The sequence below is a fragment of the Faecalibacterium sp. An192 genome (genome assembly GCF_002160175.1).
Lineage (GTDB): Bacteria > Bacillota > Clostridia > Oscillospirales > Ruminococcaceae > Faecalibacterium.
Genome location: NZ_NFKB01000056.1, coordinates 1 through 17,476 on the forward strand (window position 1 = coordinate 1; position 17,476 = coordinate 17,476).

Genomic DNA, 17,476 nt, shown 5'->3' on the forward strand with positions numbered 1-17,476 from the left:
CCTTCGGCGGGTTTCTCGCCGCCCTCCGCCGGGAAAAGGGCCTCACCCAGCGCCAGCTGGCCGAGACGCTCTTTGTGTCCGACAAGGCCGTCAGCAAGTGGGAGCGGGGGTGCACAGAGGTAAAGAAACTGACTGCGCAATCCATGCCTGCACTTTTCCTTAAATCTCCAAAAACAGCATCCAGGCCAACATTTTGTACATTCAAAAAGAATCCCCAGCCTACCCATACAGGCTGGGGATCTTTTTGTTCTTTTATGAACCGCTCACAACAGTGACCACTGGATCATAATTTGCATCCAGCCGCTGCAGCAGCTGATTCATATCCTCCGATGCAATTTTAATGTCTCCATTGGTGGGTTCCAGGGTCCTGGTATAGCCTTCCAACACCCGCACTGAACCAGCTCCCGGCGTGGCGGAACCGGGAGTACGTCCATCTCCGTTGTTGGCAAAGAAAATATTGACGGTATAGAAGCCCCGGGTGAACTGGGAGTAGGTATCCTCATGGGATACGTCCCCAGCCTCGGTTTTAGTAGTCAGACAGTTGTAGTAAGGGGAATTCCCGTCATCCACCCAAACGCTGTCCGGTCCCACTTGAACGAAGCGAATGCCGGTCTCCGGCTGCTCCAGACCATAGCAGAACTCCACCGGGAATGTACCGGCCGGCGTCTTGCCGTCTCCCTCCTGGGGAGATGTAGTGGTACCGTTGCGGCCGATGGCTGCGGTACAGGTGTAGAGGGTTTCCCAGTCATCCCCATACTTTTGGCGCAAGGTCAGCACTGCTGTGCCTCCGCCGGAAGGAGTCACCAGAATTTCCTGCTGACCCCACTCCGGCTCCACCTCAAGCACCGATGAAGCCTCTGGTTCCAAGGCAGCAGACGCTGCTGACTTCTCAGGGATGGAGTCGAGCTGGTCTTCCTCGTAGGAAGTTTCCATTGATATAGCCGATTCCTCTCTCGACTGTTTGGATTCCACCTTGTTTTTCCCGATCAGAAAAACCAGTGCTCCCACAATCACCACCACCAGCAGTGCCAGAGCGGCAATCACCCATACTATTTTCTTCTGTCCCAGACCAGTCTTGTTTTCGGTGTCGGCACGGGGCTGCCAGCGTGGAATGATTTCAGGCTCGGACCGTTTTGGCGGTTCAGGCGGCTGGGGTGTGGGTTTTTGTTCCAGTCTCTGTCCACAGAAGCGGCAGAACCGGGCCTGATCAGATAGTTCCTGACCACAATTTGGGCACTTCATGGTTCAACGATCCTTCCTCAGATTTTCTTCCACTTGGTGACTGCATAGTCTCCCAGCGTTTGGAGATCCTGCACCATGGCCCCCAGCTCATTGAGCATCCGGTCTGTATCCTGTGTTGGTTCGCTCACCAGCGTGTAAACCGCCTCGTTCCCCAGAAGAGAGCGAATGCCTTCACCAATGGAAATGGGACTGCTGCTGGTCTTGGAAGAATAGATAGCCAGCATAAAGGTTTTACGGAAGCTGGTAACGACCAGATAGACGCCCACCAGAATAACAATTATCTGGAACAGGGAATTGAATCTTCCTGTCAGCCCCAGCAGAACAATGATGATGCCCAGAATCAGGCGGCGAAGATGAATATTGGTGCCATAAGAGCAGTCCAGACCCGACACCGAATCCAGCACCACTTCCTTAGCGATGCGGCTGCCCGAGCTTCTGCCCTCAAACAGAATCCGCTTGGTGGTCACGGTCAGGTATCCAATGCAGGAAGCAGGCCGCTTGATGTTGCTGCATTGGTACTGTCGGACGACTTCCTCGTTTTCTGACAGCTTGATATTGCTGTTGGGAATTTCCCTCGGAGCAGACTGTTCTGCTTTATTGGTCTGGGTCTGAGTCACTGTCGCCCCCTCCCAGGTCGGCTGGACCGGGGCAGAGGGCTGAGGCCGGTCGGGTTCCATCTTGAAAAAGGGCTGAGGCTCAGCCGGCACCGGCGTATGGCAGACCGGGCACTCAACGGCATAATCCGGCAGACGGGTTCCACATTGTTCGCAAAAAGCCATGATTTTCTTCCTCCTGTTGTCTCTTTGTATTGGTTGTATCTTGCGGCCCTTCTGGACAGTTACTGACTCAATTCCATCCAGTACAGGTCATTTTCATAGACTGGCTGGCAGATGTTCCGGCACCACAGACCTTCTATCTGCCCCCAAAGTTCCTCGCTCTCTCCCTTCCGGAAGCGGTGGAGAGTACCGTCGGATAGATACAATATCGTTTCCTCATCCATCCGCAGGAAGCCGCTGACCTTTTCTCCCACCAGCGTTTCCCCTTCGGCGGCGTTCAGCATCACCAGTTGGCCCTGGGCAGTGCTGGAGGTATCCAGGTTCCTGATAGCCAGGACGGTGCCGTCCTCATAAACCCAGACCTGCCAGGGGTTGACACTCTCAGAAAGACAGGCAATCTCTCCGTCCCGGGCACAGTACAGGCTGCACTCTTCCTCGTTCTGTCCTCCGGGCAGAGCGTTGGTATAGTACAAGGAATCGCCGTTGACCGTCATCCACTTCGACCCCTCTGTCATCTGGACAAAACCGGTGGCGATGCCATCGGTCACAGGGGCCTGATAGATATTTCCCTGACCCTTCCGCACAAAGACCTGTGTGCCATTGGTCATAATCTGGTCAACCCAGGGCCGGTCGTCTCCATCCTGGATCAAGACCTCTACCAGATTGTCCATATCCACTTCCACCGTGGGCAGACCATCCGCCATTACAAAACACCGGTGATAGCAGACAGGGTCCTCCCGGACATCCGAGATGCTGAAATCAGCCGCGGCCCGCTCCTGGTTCAGATCATCCTCCACCAGATACACCAGCTGGTCCCCGTTGAGCCAATAGTTATTGACTCGCTCTGCCAGCTGGGTGATGGCGCCATCCTTCAGACTGCAGAGGATGCCTGTAGAAGCGAAACTCTCGCCATCATAGGGCATTGTGGTGTCAGCGGTATAGTAGAGGGTATCCCCCATCTCGCCGTAGTTGTAAATTTGGGCAGCGTCATTCACCAGCTGAGGCTCCCCGTCGGCACCTACCAGATAGAGAGCTTCCCAGCCCTCCTCCGTTTCCACCGAGTAGGCTGCCTGCTGGCCCGCCTCCCAGGAGCTCCACAGCCACGCCATTTCATTTTCTCCGGTCAGCTGGGCCGCCTTTTCCGACCCATCCAGAGGAACCCAGTAGATGATATATCCGTTCTCCGTCTCCACGGAATAAACCAGTTTCTCGCCATCCACCAAAGAATAGGACACCACGTTCCCTGCCAGCCGGGTCACCGTTTCTCCATCAAACCAGCATAGCTCTCCTCCCTTTTTGAGATACACTGCCCGTCCCCCGGTCAGCTGAGTCACACCGTTCTGAAAAACGCCGGTATCCACCTGCATCACCTGGCCAGCATTGCTGGCCTCTGGGTCCAGTTCCAGTCCGGCGCAGTCCACCCGGCAGAGGATGTCATTCCTCATAAACAAAAAGACATAGGACTCATCGGGACCAAACAGCACGCTGGCTGCTTCTCCCATGCTGGGAACCAGCGGGAAAGCCTGGTCATTCTGCACATCTGCCAGCACGTAGTTGCCGTCACAGACCATAAAGCAGTCGATGTTATCGCCCTTCTTCCGTCCCAGCAGCAGATAGGCCGCCACAACCGATAACGCCAGCACCAACACCACCGCTGCCAGCCACTTTTTGCCGCCAAATCGAGTCCGTGCAACTGGAGCCAGAGCCGCCGGGGCCGCTTGCTCCGATGCAGACAGGGGCATCAGCCTGGCTCCGCAGGTCCGGCAGAACTTCGCCCCTGCCGACACTTGATTTCCACATTTGGGGCACCGCATCTTGATCCTCCTCTCTTTTTCGTGTCCCAGTATTTTATTTGGCCCTCAGGAAATGGAACCAGAAGGGTTCCCGTCCCGGCAGGCCGATGATTGCTTCGCCGATCCCCAACCGCTGGATGTCCCAGTCTTCCACCACATTGGCATCCCGGACATTCTCGACCAGACCACGGCCTTGGACCGAGGCCATATAGACCTCTTTTTTCCGGTTGCGGCCGTGGAGTTTTTGGATGTACTCAATGGAGGAAGCATCGTTGACGCGAAAGCAGATGCTGGTCAGAAAACCGGACAAAATACTCCGGGCCCGCGCCTGACCGTAGACCTCGTACATCTGTTCGATGTTCTGAATGCCGATCATAAATTTTACACCCATGCTCCGTCCGAAGTTGACGGCATCATCGATGTGGGTCAGGTTGGGCAGCAGTCGGAACTCATCCACCAGGAAAAACACATTTCCCTCGCTTTTTTTGCGGCTGAGAGCCTCCTTGATAGCCAGATCAAAGAGCAGGGTGTAGATAGGGGTCAAAGTCTCACCCACACTCAGATCGTATTCCACAAAGATCATCCGGCCCCCCTTGCGGCGAACCAGTTCCCGCATGGACAGAGTGCCACGCTTTTTGAAGTTGCCCACGAACAGTTCCCGAACCTGCTGCTGCAGCTCGGACAGTACGCCCTGCGTCTGTCCGGATTTGTCGTCGTAGATATAGCTGCTCATAGACCGCAGGTCATCGTGCTGATTCAGCATTTCTCGCAGCTGTGGGGTAGGCATAGCGTCCATAAACTGGCGCAGGGCCAGGTTGTCGCAATAGAATCTTTCTCTATTCCGCGAAAAATGTGTCAGCACCGCACCGAACAGATCTTTTGCAGCATTTGGGAAAAAGGGCTGTGTGGTGTTTTTCAGCCGCTGGGCAAAGAGGGTTTTGGATATCTCATTGATGGCCACCTCCATGTCCTCGCCCTCTTCCAGTTCGTTGAACAGGTTCCAGTAATCCGGTCCATCGGGTCCGCAGGCCGTGGAATCATTGCTGATGACCACATCGCCTTTACGATAAAAGGCATTGTAAAAATCGCCCTTGGTGTCGAACACAATCATAACATCCTGGTCGGTCATTCCCCGGCACAGCTGGCTGACCACCTGATAAAAGGCATTTGTCTTACCGGTGCCGATGCCGCCCAACAGCATGATATGGCGGCTGAGCAGTTCATCGTCCAGCGGGACAACCACCTGTCCGCCCCGCCGGTCCTGACCGTAAAGGGTGCAGCGAGGTATCTGCACTGGGTATTCCACCGGCAGATCCCGCAGCTCGTTGCCATCAAATACTTCAATTTTCTTCATAGATGATATCCTCCATCATCGTCTCTGTTCTGTCCGCCGGAAGACGTCGGCTGCTCCTTTCCCTGATTGTCCTTCTGCGTGGAACCGGTGGAAGGGGTTTCCTGCTTGTCAGTTGTTTTGGTGTTTGATGGCTTGTCTTCCATCACCCCTGATTTTTCAGCGCCCGGCTTCTCCCATTCGTGCCGGTCTCCCTCCTTAGCCGCTTTGTTTGTCTGATTCTCGTTCTTCTCCTGGCCGGTGGAAGGTTTTTCCCACAAGGACGGAAGATTGGTATTGGTTTGCACCGCCGGAAGGCCCGTCTTTTGATTTGTGTTTTCTGTTTCCTGATTCTCGCTTTGGCCGGTCTGCTGTGCTGCAACCTTGTCTTTATCCTTGTCCAGATCCTCAGTTTTGGCATTCTTGTTCCAGGGACCCTGCCGACCTACAGCTTGGACTTTGGTTGAGTCCTCTGTACGGGGTTTTCCTGTCAGGGCTGTTTGCCCGGTCTCGGTTTTATTCTCCTGATTCGGGTCGGTTTGGCGGGTTTTGACCTCATCTTTGTTCGGGTCTTCAGCCCTCACGTTCCGGCTTCCATCCTCCTGAACATTTCCGGTCTGCGTCGTCTGTTCGGTCTCGGTTTTATTCTCCTGATTCGGGTCGGTCTGGCGGGTTTTGACCTCATCTTTGTTCGAGTTTTCAGCCCTCACGTTCCGGCTTCCGTCCTCCTGAATGTTTCCGGTCTGCGTCGTCTGTTCGGTCTCGGTTTTATTCTCCTGACTTGGGTCGGTCTGGCGGGTTTTGACCTCATCTTTGTTCGGGTCTTCAGCCCTCACGTTCCGGTTTCCGTCCTCCTGAACATTTCCGGCCTGCGTTGTCTGCCTGGTCTCGGTTTTATTCTCCTGATTCGGGTCGGCCTGGCGGGTTTTGACCTCATCTTTGTTCGGGTCCTCAGCTCTCACGTTCCGGCTCCCGTCCTCCTGAACGTTTCCGGCCTGCGTTGTCTGCCTGGCCTCGGTTTCCCTTTTCTCGTTCAAACCAGACTCTCGGGCAGCAACTTTACTCTGGTTTTCATCCCCGTTTTTGGTGACATCTGTGTTTTTTCCGTCTTTATCCGATTCGTTTTCAGGACCATCATGATTTTTTAGGCCATCGCTGTTATGATTGTTTTTGTCATTGGAACCCAACAGGTTTTTGTGGTCCGGAGGATCTGCATATGCCTTATCAGGCTCACTCTTATCCTGATTCGATGATTCCCGCCCTGTCCGGTACACATATTTTACAAGGCAGTTTTTCTGCTCTCCCTGAGGAATTTGCAAGCCATCCCTCAATTGGTTGAAATCCACTGTGCCGTCTTCTTTGCGGCAGCTGTCCACCACATCTTCCGTCACAAAATAACTGCTTGTGGTATCACCGTCTACGCTCAGCTGATAGAATGTCTGCCCGTCCTTCAGCTGTTCCGGGTTCTTCCATCCGTCCGGCTCCAGCTTGTCGTCTTCCTGATTGCTGAATGGCCGAATCCAGGCTTCTTTTTTCACATCAGCCCCTTCCCGGTTCAGGCCCCGGGCGTCGATGGTATTTTCGTCTAGATACGCCGTGTCCGGGTTTTGCTCCACATCCAGACTTTGGATGGATTTTCCTTCCTCCATCGGAGTCGAAGTCTCCAGCTGAGCCATCTCCGCCTTCCCCTCCGCTGTCAGGGGACGGTGATCCACCGTGGCATGGGTGGACCCGAACTGGTGACTTGTCACCCCGTTGGGCTGGCCGTTTCTCTGGGCAAAATCTGGATCTTCGTATTCACGGTCCACCTCGATCAGCCGCCCATTGCCAGCTGCGGGATGCTCTTTTTTCAGCTCATAAGCGTTTTGAATGAAACACTGCTGGATACCGCCGCTGCCATACTTCAAATTAGCTTCGGCTGTTCCGGTGAAATAATAGTCTCCGGACTCTGTCTGCACCGTCCCCGGATCTTTGCCAGGGATACCGTCGCCGGCACCCTTGGGTCCCTCGGCTCCAGCACTAAACATCGCCGCCTTCAGCCTGGGATCTGTAGCCTCCTCGATCTCCTGCTGGCGCTCGGACTGACCCATCAGGTCATCCATCTCATTGAAAGCTTCCATACTGGTCTTAATGGGTGCATCCTGAAGCAGCCTCTCGATAGAGACCGGATCTCTGCTTGAGTCTTCCATCTGATCCAACTGCTGCTGTTGTTCCACGCCTGCCCCAACCGAGGTAATGCTGGTCACTGTAATGCCCGCCAGGGTAACTCCTTTGACAATGGTTTCCTTCATCTTGCCGCTGAGTTTATCCCAAAGAGCCATCTTACTTCACCTTCACCATTTCAATGTCGATCGTTTATCTCATAAAAACTCCACAGAAATTTATAAAATTATAACAAATCCACTGTGTCAAGTCATTGAATCCGTCATATTATGCAGGTTTCATGTAACGGTTTACAGTTTCTATCGAAATTCATACCATCTCGCAGACATTCCTCAGCCGGAATTCCCTGCTCGAGTTCCATTTATCAAGCAGTTCCGCCCGACAGAACAAGAATAAATTCAGCTGCTCTTGAGTAGGGCGCAGATATCTTCTTAATATTGTTTTAAAAGAACAAAACTAGATGCCGAATTGGTTTGTAGTCAGACCCAGCAAACCCATTTACTCTCTGTTGTCATGCTCCTGCAGCAAGATATTTATATTGACTTTTTCGTTTTTTTGATTTATGATCGATCCATCATGATCTCAATATATATTTTCATCTCAGCTCCAATGGAAAGGGTTATGATATGATTATTTATTTCATTCCAGCTTCTTTCGTTATCTTTTTACTTATGACTGCGCTTGGCCTTCTTGGAATCGGCATGCAGGCGGTTCTTTGGATTGCCGAAAACATTGTTCCCATCTCTGTAGTAATCTGGATTATTATTTTTATGGCAGTATATTCTCACTCTGAACGCGGAGAGCGCACCTTAAGAGTATCCGAGGCCTTTCCTTTTGTTCCCTTTTATATGGGGCTGGTACTTATTCTATTTAAATGGGCCGGGATGTTGAGCATAAACGGTTTGCGCGGAATGCTTAGTTTCGTCTTATATATCATCGATATACCTATATTGGCAGGGCTTTACTTTCTTCCCAGTTTTTTCATCTTAAAAGCCAGTCATTTCCTCTTTGAAAGAAACCTTGGCCCAAGAATTCTATTCAACGTTTTCGCTTCCATCGCCTATCTATGTTTCCTGTACTTCAAAAACACTGCTATGATCCAGAATATCCTGCACTAAATTCATGCTCATAGAGCAGAAACCAGTTTTCTTTCCTCTCAAAATGAGAAAAAGCCAGGTTTTCCTACAAAAGGAAAACCTGGCTTTCTTTTATCTGTCCTTTAAAAACATTCAGAAACCATATAGGCTTCATCCACGAGGGGGAACCCACACACCGCTGTGATAGAATGCGTCAGCATGAATATAGCTCACATTATCAGGTATGGAGATTTCTCTCAGAGATTGACAGTGGCCAAATGCAAAGGAATGAATTTCTTCCAGCGATTCAGGCAGATTGATATGAACAAGTCCTGTACCGCAAAAAGCACTGTCCAAAATTGCCAGCAATCCCTTGGGCAGATGAACGGTATCCAGACTAACGCAATCCAAAAAACAGTTTGTTCCGATCCGTTTTACACCGCTGGGTATCTCAATTTCATCCAAGCTTTCGCATTCAAAAAAGCATCCCTGAGGCAGAAAAGAAATCCGGCAAGCCAATGTAACTGCGGTCATATTGAAAAAATATGCAAAGGCCCACCGTCCAAGGCAGGAAATTCCCCGATCCACAACAAGCGAACGAACGTCACGCCGATACGGATGCCAAGGCGCAATTTTTTCAGGATGTTCTGTTGTTTCGGGCTCATAATCATACATTGATCCGTTGCCGGATATGTACAGCTGCCCATCTTCATGCAGCCTCCATTCTGCGTCCGGTCCACACTTACCAGAAGCTTTGACAGCTGTCTGTGATTCTTGTGGAATTTCCAACGGCGGCCTTCTTTTCAGGAAGAAAAAAGCGGCCACGACAACGATCAAAACCCATACAACCGACATAATTCATCCCTCACTCCTGTCCAGCTGCGACCAGATAGCCGCAAAAAATCTGGCGGCTGACGCTATATTCAGGAATGCTGCAATTTAAGCATTCCATAGCGGACTATCCCAAGCAGAAAAATAAAAATACCTGCAAAATACGCTACCAGCAAATAGAGCAGGCCTACCAGTACGCCCAGCACAAGGTTGTCGTAACCTGCCAGAATGGTGGTAAATGCCGCAAATCCAAACCAGTTTTTGACACCCGACCAGCCCCAGTACAGGATTACTATCGCAATGATGCCAAGGGCGCCGTTCACAAAAAACGAAGCAATAAAACTGAGGACAACAACCGCCAGGCTAGGCCAGATGCGGTTTTCCAGATAAACAAGCTGATCCGCAGTCGTTGGTCCAAACAATCTTTTAAACATACTCTTTCCTCCTGAAAAATAATTGTACCAAACCGGATTTGACGTCCACAGTATAGCAAATTTCTTTCACAACTGCATGAATAGTGTATTATCTTGTTCCGTCAATGTCATAACTTGCATCAATAAAAGTAAAATTCCCCGCAGCTGGCTTTTGCCCTGGAAAAGAGAAGCCGTCACGGCGATTTTGAGCCAATGGGATTCCTACTGATTAGAACCATTTATAGCTCATAGCGTACCGTATGCAGATGCATACCCAATCTGCTTTCCAGATAAAGTGTCTCCCCGTCCGCATCAACTCTTTGCTCAGCAGAAACATGGTAGCTACGCCTTCCTTATTATATAGTAAATTTTTAAAAGCTGTATTTAAAACGCATTTTATCTATTCTGCAAATTATTACATGGAACACGCAAAATACTACACATTCAATGAATCAGCTTGAAAGATTTGTTATACAATGAAAAGCCCTTTTCACAGTAAATTCGAAAACTGCTGCACCATTTTCAGCGTCAAGGAACAATATATATTAAAAAGAGTATATGGCATGCCTCAAACGGAGAAAAATAGGTCTGTTACAGATTTTCTGGCAATCTCCTTCATCGGAAACCATATGATCTCCCAGTTGCTGAGCAAAGTAGTGGAGAACCGTACCAACGCACTGTACCATGACACTTTGGGCCTGCCGGAAGGATTTGTTTTACCCTTTTTTCAGGAGGAAACCGAGTCTGTTTCCAGCTATGTTCTGCGGCAGGAGGGCAGTAGCCTTTTTCGAGCAGAACTGGATCATCAGGTCTGCCAGGAACGCATTCTGCAAAACGGCGATTACATCACATTCAAAGACCCGACAGGCGCAGCCAAAGTGAAGGTTCTCCTGATTGCTAGGTCTTCCCTTTCCCTTTCCTATAAAAAATATTGTCTGCCTAAAAACAGCAATGTTTATATCGGCCGCGGTGCCCAAAATGACATTGTATTTACACTGAGCAATTATATTTCCAGAGAAAAACAGGTTGCCATCCGGGTAGATGATCAAGGCTGTGTTTATGTCGAAGACTTAAAACGGACCGTCGGCATTTATGTTAATGGCAAGGCTGTACATTCCCGGAAGCTGGAGCCCTTTGATGAGCTTGCTTTCATGGGATTTTCAATGGTTTATCTGGGCGGCAATATTGTCGCCATTCGGGATTTGTGCATAGAAACTTTCCTGCCGGAAGCCCAGGACTGGCCGCTGAAATCTCCGAAACCACGGAAAGAAAAAGAAACTCTCTGTTCCCCATTATGTGGTGGTGGTCATGCATCCAGCCCTGATCAAAAGAGAAGCGCTGCTGCGCTATCTGAATGACCCTCAAAACGATGCCGGAATCACCACTCTGTTTGCTTATGGGGACATCACAGAGCTGCCACGTTCCTGCAAAACAATTGTGCAGAGCGATACTTCCCGCACCGGCTTCTACATCCGGAATGAAAACAAAAATCGATTTATTCCATTCTCGCTGGATTCCATTTCCACTGACCAGATTCAGAAGTTTGCCAGCCGGCTGTCCCAGCTCCCTATCCGGTATGATACACGGAGCCTGGGTATTGCGGACCGCATTTCTTTCCTGCAGATGTACAAAGTAGGCAATGTGAACGAGCTGGGCATTGAAACTTATTGGGACAACAATAATTCCGCCAAATCCCTAGCGGCCCCCATCGGCGTGATCGCTGGCGGTGAAGTGTTTAGTCTGGACATCCATCAGGATTACCATGGATGTCACGGCTTGGTGGCCGGCACCAGTGGTTCCGGCAAAAGCGAATTTCTCCAGGCCTTTGTGCTGTCCCTGGCCATTCAAAGAAGTAGCATTTGTTCTGGTCGATTTCAAGGGCGGCGACATGGCGCGGCCCTTTATGGCCAAAAAGAATTCTCCGGGCCTGCCCCATCTGGCCGCCACCATTTCCGACCTGTCGGGCAGCATCCTCTACCGTGCGCTGGTCTCCCTGCAGGCAGAAATCAACGCTCGCAAGATCTGCTTCAACCAGGCCGCCAGCACGCTGGGTGTTGACAAGATCGACATTAATTCCTATCACAAATACTATAAGGCAGGGCGGCTCAGCAAACCTCTGCCCCATCTGGTTATCATTGTGGATGAGTTTGCCCAGTTAAAGACTCAGCAGCCGGAATTTTTGACCCAGCTGATCAACGTGGCCCAGGTGGGCCGCAGCCTGGGCATTCACCTGATTCTGGCCACCCAGAAGCCGGCCGGCATTGTGGACCCCCAGATTATGAGTAACTCCCACTTCAAAATCTGTCTGCGTGTCGCAGAAAAGCAGGACAGCACCGATGTGCTGAACAAGCCGGACGCTGCCATGATTAAAAATCCAGGCCGAATGTACCTTCAGGTAGGATACGACGAAATTTACGAGTGCATCCAGTCGGGATACAGCGGCGCTGAATATTCCCCTACACGGACTTATATGCCCGATGAAGAAATTACCGTGCAGATGACAGATCACACCGCCAATCCACTACATACCGCAAAACTGGATGTGGCCGAAAAGACCGATAAGACCCAGCTGGAAGCTGTAGTAGCAGATCTGATCACATTGGGCCAGAAAAAAGGTCTCTCGGTCAAACCGCTTTGGCTGGATGTTCTGCCCGAAAAGATCCTGCTGTCCAACATTATGGATGAACGGAAATGCCTTTTTGCCGCCAACCACTGCGGCTCCTTTGCAGATTATCGTTCCCTGGGCAAAAATCTGCCCGCCATTGTGGTTTTGCTGGATCACTATGCTGCTTTTCGTGAAAAATATATGGATCTGTCTGATCAATTTGCCCAGCTTATCGCAGCCGGCAGCACACTGGGTGTCTACTTTGTCATCACCGGAACCACCAAGAACTCGATTCATTACAAAACCGCCGAGTCCATTTCCACTCAGTTTGCGCTACATATGAACGATCCCAACGCCTATCTGGATATCTTGAATCTGCGCCCCGCCTTTATTCCGGTCCAGGCACCAGGACGCGGCCTGATGGCTGCCGGCAAAGAGGCTGTTGAATTCCAAATGGCTTTGAGTGTGGACGGCGAAAATGAGACAGCGCGCACATCGGTCATCTGTGAACAGTACAAAAAGATTGCAGAGGAATGGCATGGTCCCCTGCCCCTTAAGCTGGACCATGGACAGGATTCTATTCAGGAAACTTCTTTCCAGACACTAAATTCTTCTCCGCTGCCCACTCTTCCCCGCCCCGATCCCTGTGAGGACAGTGCCGAAAATCTGATCTTAGCAGCTTCTCTGTCCGGCGCCATGCTGTATGGAATTTCCCTGGAGGAAAGCAGCAATGTCTGTATCTGCGCAGCAAACCAGAACGCTCTGACTGACCGGTTCCAGGAAACGCTCCGCTCCATTTTTATGCAGGAGAATCGAGACGTTGTGCTGATCGACAGTCGCTCCGGGATACTCGCGCCTGCTGCACAGGCTTTTCCCGTATGCCGTTACATTCAAAGCTCAGAAGATCTGGATGACTGGATTGAACTCCTGAAGCCTGAGCTCAACTGCAGGCTAGAAGATGAAACTAGCCGCAGCCGTCATCTCTTTGTGCTGATTGCAGAATTTCACGCTTTCTTCGATGAAATAACGGATCAGCAAGCCGCTTTTCTGCGGAAAGTATTCCGCTATATTGACAGCCCCAAATATGGGATCAGCTTTATTTGCGGCTTCGATGTAAATGGTGGATACAATTTGGACAGCCTGTTCATCAATCTGGTTTCCGGCGTGGAAAATTATCTGATTGCTCCGGGCTGCTATGAAGCAGCAGCCGCAATTGGTACACTGCCGGTGATCCATCAAGCCCGCAAAGATACCGGCTATTTTTTGGCCGGCGGCAAAGCTGTAGAAATTGGATGGTGATTTCCATGAAAAAAATATCGGTTGCCGTCACTGTTCCTGCTTTGGGCAACATCTACGATTTCATCGTGCCGGACTCGCTGTCTGTCGCTCACGTGTAGCAGCTGATGGCCCGCATTTTATGCTCAGAATACGGCGTGCAGCAAGGTGCGGAGGAGCTGTCTTTCTTTGATAAGGCCGACGGCACTGTCCTGCGCCAGGAATGCAGCTTCCGGCAGCTGGGTATTACAGACGGAGCGCAGTTGGTTTTGATGTAACAAAGGAGGAATCGGCAAGATGAAATTCCGGATTAACTATTCCAAGGTCATGTCTCAGGCAGACGAAATATCCGACCAGGCCAGTCAGCTGGCCAGTCAGATTCAAAAATTGCAGCAAATGGAACAGGATTGCCGCAGTATCTGGAAAGGTGAAGCTGCAGAAGCTTTTTAGCCAAGCTGGTGGCCCTGCGCAGCGAAATGAGCCAGACCAGGTCCCAGATGTCCACATTGGCCAACACAATCCGCACCTGCGCCAAAAGGATCCAGAGAGAGGACGAAGAGGCCGCCGAAAAAGCCGCCTCTTTGGCCGCATCGCTGGGTGCTTCCCCCTTGGCCGCTGATGGCATTATGATCTGTTTTGAAAGGAGATTTTATCATGGCATCCACTATTTTTGACGTTACACCTGAAACCCTGGAGCGCTCCGCCTCTACCATTGAGGCCAAAGCAAACGAATTTGCCACTACATACAAAAGCATCTACACTGCCGTCTCTGACCTGAACGTCAGCTATAAAGGTGAAGCCAGTCAGACCTTCAACCAGCGAATTCAGAACTATCAGAACGATTTTACCGCTGCCAAAAAGGCTCTGGACAATTATGTGGCTTTCCTCCGGAAATATGCCAGCGATCTGCGCAGCAGTGAAAACAATCTGAAACAGGTTGCCAACAACCTCAGCACCGGCCGATAAACACATTTTACAGGCGTATTGTTTTGTACTTTGAATATGGCACAGGTTGTAGTGGATTCCCAGGTCATGCGCGACAAGGCCCAGAATATCAAAACGGCAGGCGAGAAAATCTTAACCCTTTACACGGAAATGCTGCAGGAAGTCAACAACACCGCCGGCAGCATGAAGGGTACCACCATCGAAACCGAAAAGAAGCAGTTTGCCAGTATGCAGACGATCTTTGAAACCTTCAAGACCGACATGACCAACTACAGCACTTTCCTGACCACTGCTGCGGAAAACTACGAGGCCGTAGAGCAGCAGGGCACTCAGATGGCACAGGAACAGGGCAAAGTTTTCTGATATTGCACGGCATCATGTAACCATCCGGCACGCCCGGCCTTTGGGCCGGGCTGTCTGGTATGGATAGAGAGGAGACGTCATGTATGCCGCGTATATATGTACAATTTGCGGGGTTTGATCAGCTAAGCAATACATGCCAACAAGTTTCAGTAAATGTTTCTGACATCCAAGCAGAATTATCCAACATCGTACGGCGGCTGGATTGGGATATCCGCTGTCAGAAAGATATTGAATCTTCTGCCAATCGCCTAGTCAAAAAAATTGAGGGCTATTCTTCATCACTGAAAGCATATCAATCCTTTCTCTTGGAAGCCAAAAAACAATATCAGCAGCTAAATGCGCCTGCACCATCCAGTTCCATTTCCCCCTGGGCTTCTGGCGTGGTAGGGGCAGTAGTCGGCGCCGTGATCGGAGAATCTCAGTCTACATCCGATTCTTCCAACCAGACCGGTGGTACACTGGATGGCCCTGGTTATGAATGGAATGACTCTCATCCAGGGATCTCGGGCTGGCTCGGCCATGGTGAAGCCAAAGTTGAAACAGACACCTTCTCCGGTTCTGTGGATGCCTATGTTGGATATGCTGAAGCTGACACCAAAGTCGATGGCTCACTCATGGAGACCAAAACACTTTGGAAAAAGAAAAATGGCAAGTGGGAAAAAGAAGAAATCACTGAACTTCTCACCGCTGAGATTGCCGCAGGTGTAACCGTATCGGCTATCTCGGCAGAAGGGAAAATGAGTACCGGCGATGATAATTTCGGTGCAGACGTGAATGCCAGTGGCTCCCTCCTGAATGCCGAAGCCAGCGCAAAAGGAAACTTTTCCATTGGTGAAAAAGGTGTGGATGCCAGTGTCTCTGGAAAAGCTCTGGTGTCCGCTGTAGAGGGAGAAGCTTCGGGAACGTTGAATATCCTTGGACTGGAAATCACTGTAACGGCCGGAGGGTATGCCGGTGCTGTAGGCGTAGAAGGAAAATTTGGCATTGAAGACAATAAATTTGTGGTCGAAGGTGGTGTAGCCGCTGTCTTTGGCGCTTCACTTGGCATAGAAATCGGGTTAAATGATACAGGATGGGATAACTTCGTTGATTTTATCACATTCTGGGATTAAATGAACGGAGTTGTTATTTTCATGAAACATACAGCATTCCGGTATGATTTTACATTTCGGGAACTCATTTATTTTCTTTTTGCCAAGAAAAAATGTCCCCACTGCGGCGGAAAACTGGACAAACATAAAGACTTCGAAACCGTAGATGGAAGCGTTTTTCAATCATCATCCAACCCGCTGTTCTTTATTCAGGATAATAAAGTTAAGCGATATGTCTATTCCTATTCCTGTAAAAATTGTGGTAGACTATATTCGCTGAGAGATCTATCCAAGAAATAGTCGCTGGAAAGGAAGGACCTTGTATGAAAAGATTTCTGCCCATTGGTTCTGTGGTTCTGCTTAAAAACAGTCAGAAACGCATTATGATCGTAGGGGTCAAGCAAAAACAAGTCGGGACGGAAAAAATATGGGACTACAGCGCCTGCCTGTATCCCGAAGGAATCATTGATCCCAAAAAGTTGTATTTGTTTGATGCCGATCAAATCGAACAACTGTATTTCATCGGTTTCCAGGATGGCGAGGGTCTGAGTTTTTTGGATCATTTAAATCATAGCGAGGAATAATCCCGGCTTGGTTGCCCTATCCCAATAAAGTATCAAGTACCAGTATATACACCATATCATTTTATCGCCTTCTGTTATTCTATTTTAGAAATTCTATCCTTCTATTGACCAGAAGAGAGGTTTACTTATGAAAAATGTGGATCATCTTATTCTTCCCCAATGTTATAAGTATCTTGAATGAGCTAGAGATGGAAAAAACTTCCGGCGGTGCCCTCACTACCAGTGGTGTCTTGAGTTTTATCTCGTACCTGCTGGGTGGCCTGGACGTCTCCTTTGGTTCCAAGAACAGTCAGGTCAACACTGACACGGTCGCTACCGCATCCCAGGCTTCCACCAGCTCGATTGGGAGACGTGGTTCTTCTTCGGTGAGCGCTGTGGCAACCCATTCCAATGTGGATACCATTTCTTCCGGCCGTTATTTCGACTGGGGCGCCTCGTTCAACTTGGGAAGTCTTTTCAACCAACTGGTCCGTCTTTTTCTCTGATGGGTCATGCTCACGTCAAAGGAACGGATGAGAAGCCTGATTTTCTGACAGACTTCTATGTTTGGGTAAACCTATATCGGCAACACAGTCCATATCAAGCAGCCCCATATCTTCTATCTCAAAAGGCCCGCTTCGGCGGGTCTTTTTTCATGCCGGGGCATACGCCCCGGCGGCTGCTTCGGCGCAGGCCGCCCATCCTTTTGGACTGGATGCCCGGACATAGCCGGCGGCCATTCTGCCGGGGAGACAGGGGCCCTCGGAAACATACGCAAAGTTTCGCCCACAGAGAGGCTTCCGCCGCGCTTCTCGCCCGGGATCGGCGTCCCTGTGCGCGGCCCTTTTTGCCAGCTTTTTATCGCATCTCCGTCCATTCTACCGTCCGTCGATTGACAAGTCCGGCGCCGGCTGCTAGAGTGGGGCCAGCAAACAACGGAAAACGAGGTGGATTGCATGTACCAACTGGATAAAGATGCCTTCGGCGGGTTTCTCGCCGCCCTCCGCCGG

16 protein-coding genes and 1 pseudogene are annotated in these 17,476 nt (G+C 50.4%); 10 read left to right on the top strand and 7 right to left on the bottom strand.

Going from position 1 to position 17,476, the window contains the following annotated elements:
• A pseudogene (locus B5F27_RS17325) lies at nucleotides 1–110 on the top strand (helix-turn-helix transcriptional regulator); the annotation flags it as partial.
• 142 nt (nucleotides 111–252) lie between these two features.
• Here the strand turns inward: B5F27_RS17325 and B5F27_RS13605 are convergent.
• Genes B5F27_RS13605 through B5F27_RS13625 form a run of 5 tightly spaced genes read right to left on the bottom strand, consistent with a single transcriptional unit; the run spans nucleotide 253 to nucleotide 7,462 of the window.
• Nucleotides 253–1,242: a zinc-ribbon domain-containing protein gene (locus tag B5F27_RS13605; RefSeq protein ID WP_087368588.1), complete on the bottom strand. Its 990-nt coding sequence runs from the start codon at nucleotides 1,240–1,242 to the stop codon at nucleotides 253–255.
• A 17-nt stretch (nucleotides 1,243–1,259) separates the two neighbouring features.
• Nucleotides 1,260–2,021 carry a zinc ribbon domain-containing protein gene (locus B5F27_RS13610; RefSeq protein ID WP_087368590.1) on the bottom strand — a complete coding sequence of 254 codons (762 nt, stop codon included), beginning with the start codon at nucleotides 2,019–2,021 and terminating at the stop codon, nucleotides 1,260–1,262.
• A gap of 59 nt (nucleotides 2,022–2,080) precedes the next feature.
• Complete coding sequence (locus B5F27_RS13615) at nucleotides 2,081–3,832, bottom strand: zinc ribbon domain-containing protein (protein ID WP_087368591.1); 1,752 nt, start codon at nucleotides 3,830–3,832, stop codon at nucleotides 2,081–2,083.
• 34 nt (nucleotides 3,833–3,866) lie between these two features.
• On the bottom strand, nucleotides 3,867–5,165 hold the full coding sequence (locus tag B5F27_RS13620; protein WP_087368593.1) for a type IV secretion system DNA-binding domain-containing protein: 1,299 nt from the start codon (nucleotides 5,163–5,165) through the stop codon (nucleotides 3,867–3,869).
• Nucleotides 5,162–7,462: a hypothetical protein gene (locus B5F27_RS13625; RefSeq protein WP_087368595.1), complete on the bottom strand. Its 2,301-nt coding sequence runs from the start codon at nucleotides 7,460–7,462 to the stop codon at nucleotides 5,162–5,164. The genes B5F27_RS13620 and B5F27_RS13625 overlap by 4 nt, the downstream gene beginning before the upstream one ends.
• A 468-nt stretch (nucleotides 7,463–7,930) precedes the next feature.
• Between B5F27_RS13625 and B5F27_RS13630 the strand changes: the two genes are divergently transcribed.
• The gene (locus tag B5F27_RS13630; RefSeq protein ID WP_087368598.1) at nucleotides 7,931–8,422 is read left to right on the top strand and encodes a hypothetical protein; all 492 of its coding nucleotides are present in this window, start codon (nucleotides 7,931–7,933) and stop codon (nucleotides 8,420–8,422) included.
• 129 nt (nucleotides 8,423–8,551) lie between these two features.
• Here the strand turns inward: B5F27_RS13630 and B5F27_RS13635 are convergent, their stop codons facing one another.
• Both B5F27_RS13635 and B5F27_RS13640 read right to left on the bottom strand, forming a co-directional pair.
• Nucleotides 8,552–9,235 carry a leucine-rich repeat domain-containing protein gene (locus tag B5F27_RS13635; protein ID WP_087368600.1) on the bottom strand — a complete coding sequence of 228 codons (684 nt, stop codon included), beginning with the start codon at nucleotides 9,233–9,235 and terminating at the stop codon, nucleotides 8,552–8,554.
• Between the two features lie 68 nt (nucleotides 9,236–9,303).
• Nucleotides 9,304–9,645: a hypothetical protein gene (locus B5F27_RS13640; RefSeq protein WP_087368602.1), complete on the bottom strand. Its 342-nt coding sequence runs from the start codon at nucleotides 9,643–9,645 to the stop codon at nucleotides 9,304–9,306.
• 455 nt (nucleotides 9,646–10,100) lie between these two features.
• On the opposite strand from B5F27_RS13640, the gene B5F27_RS13645 reads away from it, so the two are divergent.
• From B5F27_RS13645 to B5F27_RS13680, 8 genes are all read left to right on the top strand, one after another.
• Nucleotides 10,101–10,982, top strand: coding sequence for an FHA domain-containing protein (locus tag B5F27_RS13645; RefSeq protein WP_087368604.1), 882 nt, complete (start codon nucleotides 10,101–10,103; stop codon nucleotides 10,980–10,982).
• Nucleotides 10,983–11,386: 404 nt separating this feature from the next.
• Nucleotides 11,387–13,528, top strand: coding sequence for an FtsK/SpoIIIE domain-containing protein (locus B5F27_RS16605; protein ID WP_144066535.1), 2,142 nt, complete (start codon nucleotides 11,387–11,389; stop codon nucleotides 13,526–13,528).
• Between the two features lie 273 nt (nucleotides 13,529–13,801).
• Nucleotides 13,802–13,954 (top strand): WXG100 family type VII secretion target, encoded by a 153-nt coding sequence (locus B5F27_RS13655; protein ID WP_087368606.1) that lies wholly within the window; start codon nucleotides 13,802–13,804, stop codon nucleotides 13,952–13,954.
• Between the two features lie 204 nt (nucleotides 13,955–14,158).
• Nucleotides 14,159–14,470 (top strand): WXG100 family type VII secretion target, encoded by a 312-nt coding sequence (locus tag B5F27_RS13660; RefSeq protein WP_087368608.1) that lies wholly within the window; start codon nucleotides 14,159–14,161, stop codon nucleotides 14,468–14,470.
• 36 nt (nucleotides 14,471–14,506) lie between these two features.
• Complete coding sequence (locus B5F27_RS13665; RefSeq protein WP_087368610.1) at nucleotides 14,507–14,812, top strand: WXG100 family type VII secretion target; 306 nt, start codon at nucleotides 14,507–14,509, stop codon at nucleotides 14,810–14,812.
• A gap of 83 nt (nucleotides 14,813–14,895) precedes the next feature.
• Entirely contained in the window at nucleotides 14,896–15,924 is a 1,029-nt protein-coding gene (locus B5F27_RS13670) for a hypothetical protein (RefSeq protein WP_087368612.1), read from the top strand.
• A 302-nt stretch (nucleotides 15,925–16,226) separates the two neighbouring features.
• Entirely contained in the window at nucleotides 16,227–16,487 is a 261-nt protein-coding gene (locus B5F27_RS13675; RefSeq protein WP_087368614.1) for a DUF4176 domain-containing protein, read from the top strand.
• Between the two features lie 188 nt (nucleotides 16,488–16,675).
• Nucleotides 16,676–16,972 (top strand): hypothetical protein, encoded by a 297-nt coding sequence (locus B5F27_RS13680; RefSeq protein ID WP_144066536.1) that lies wholly within the window; start codon nucleotides 16,676–16,678, stop codon nucleotides 16,970–16,972.
• The last annotated feature ends 504 nt before the right edge of the window (nucleotides 16,973–17,476 follow it).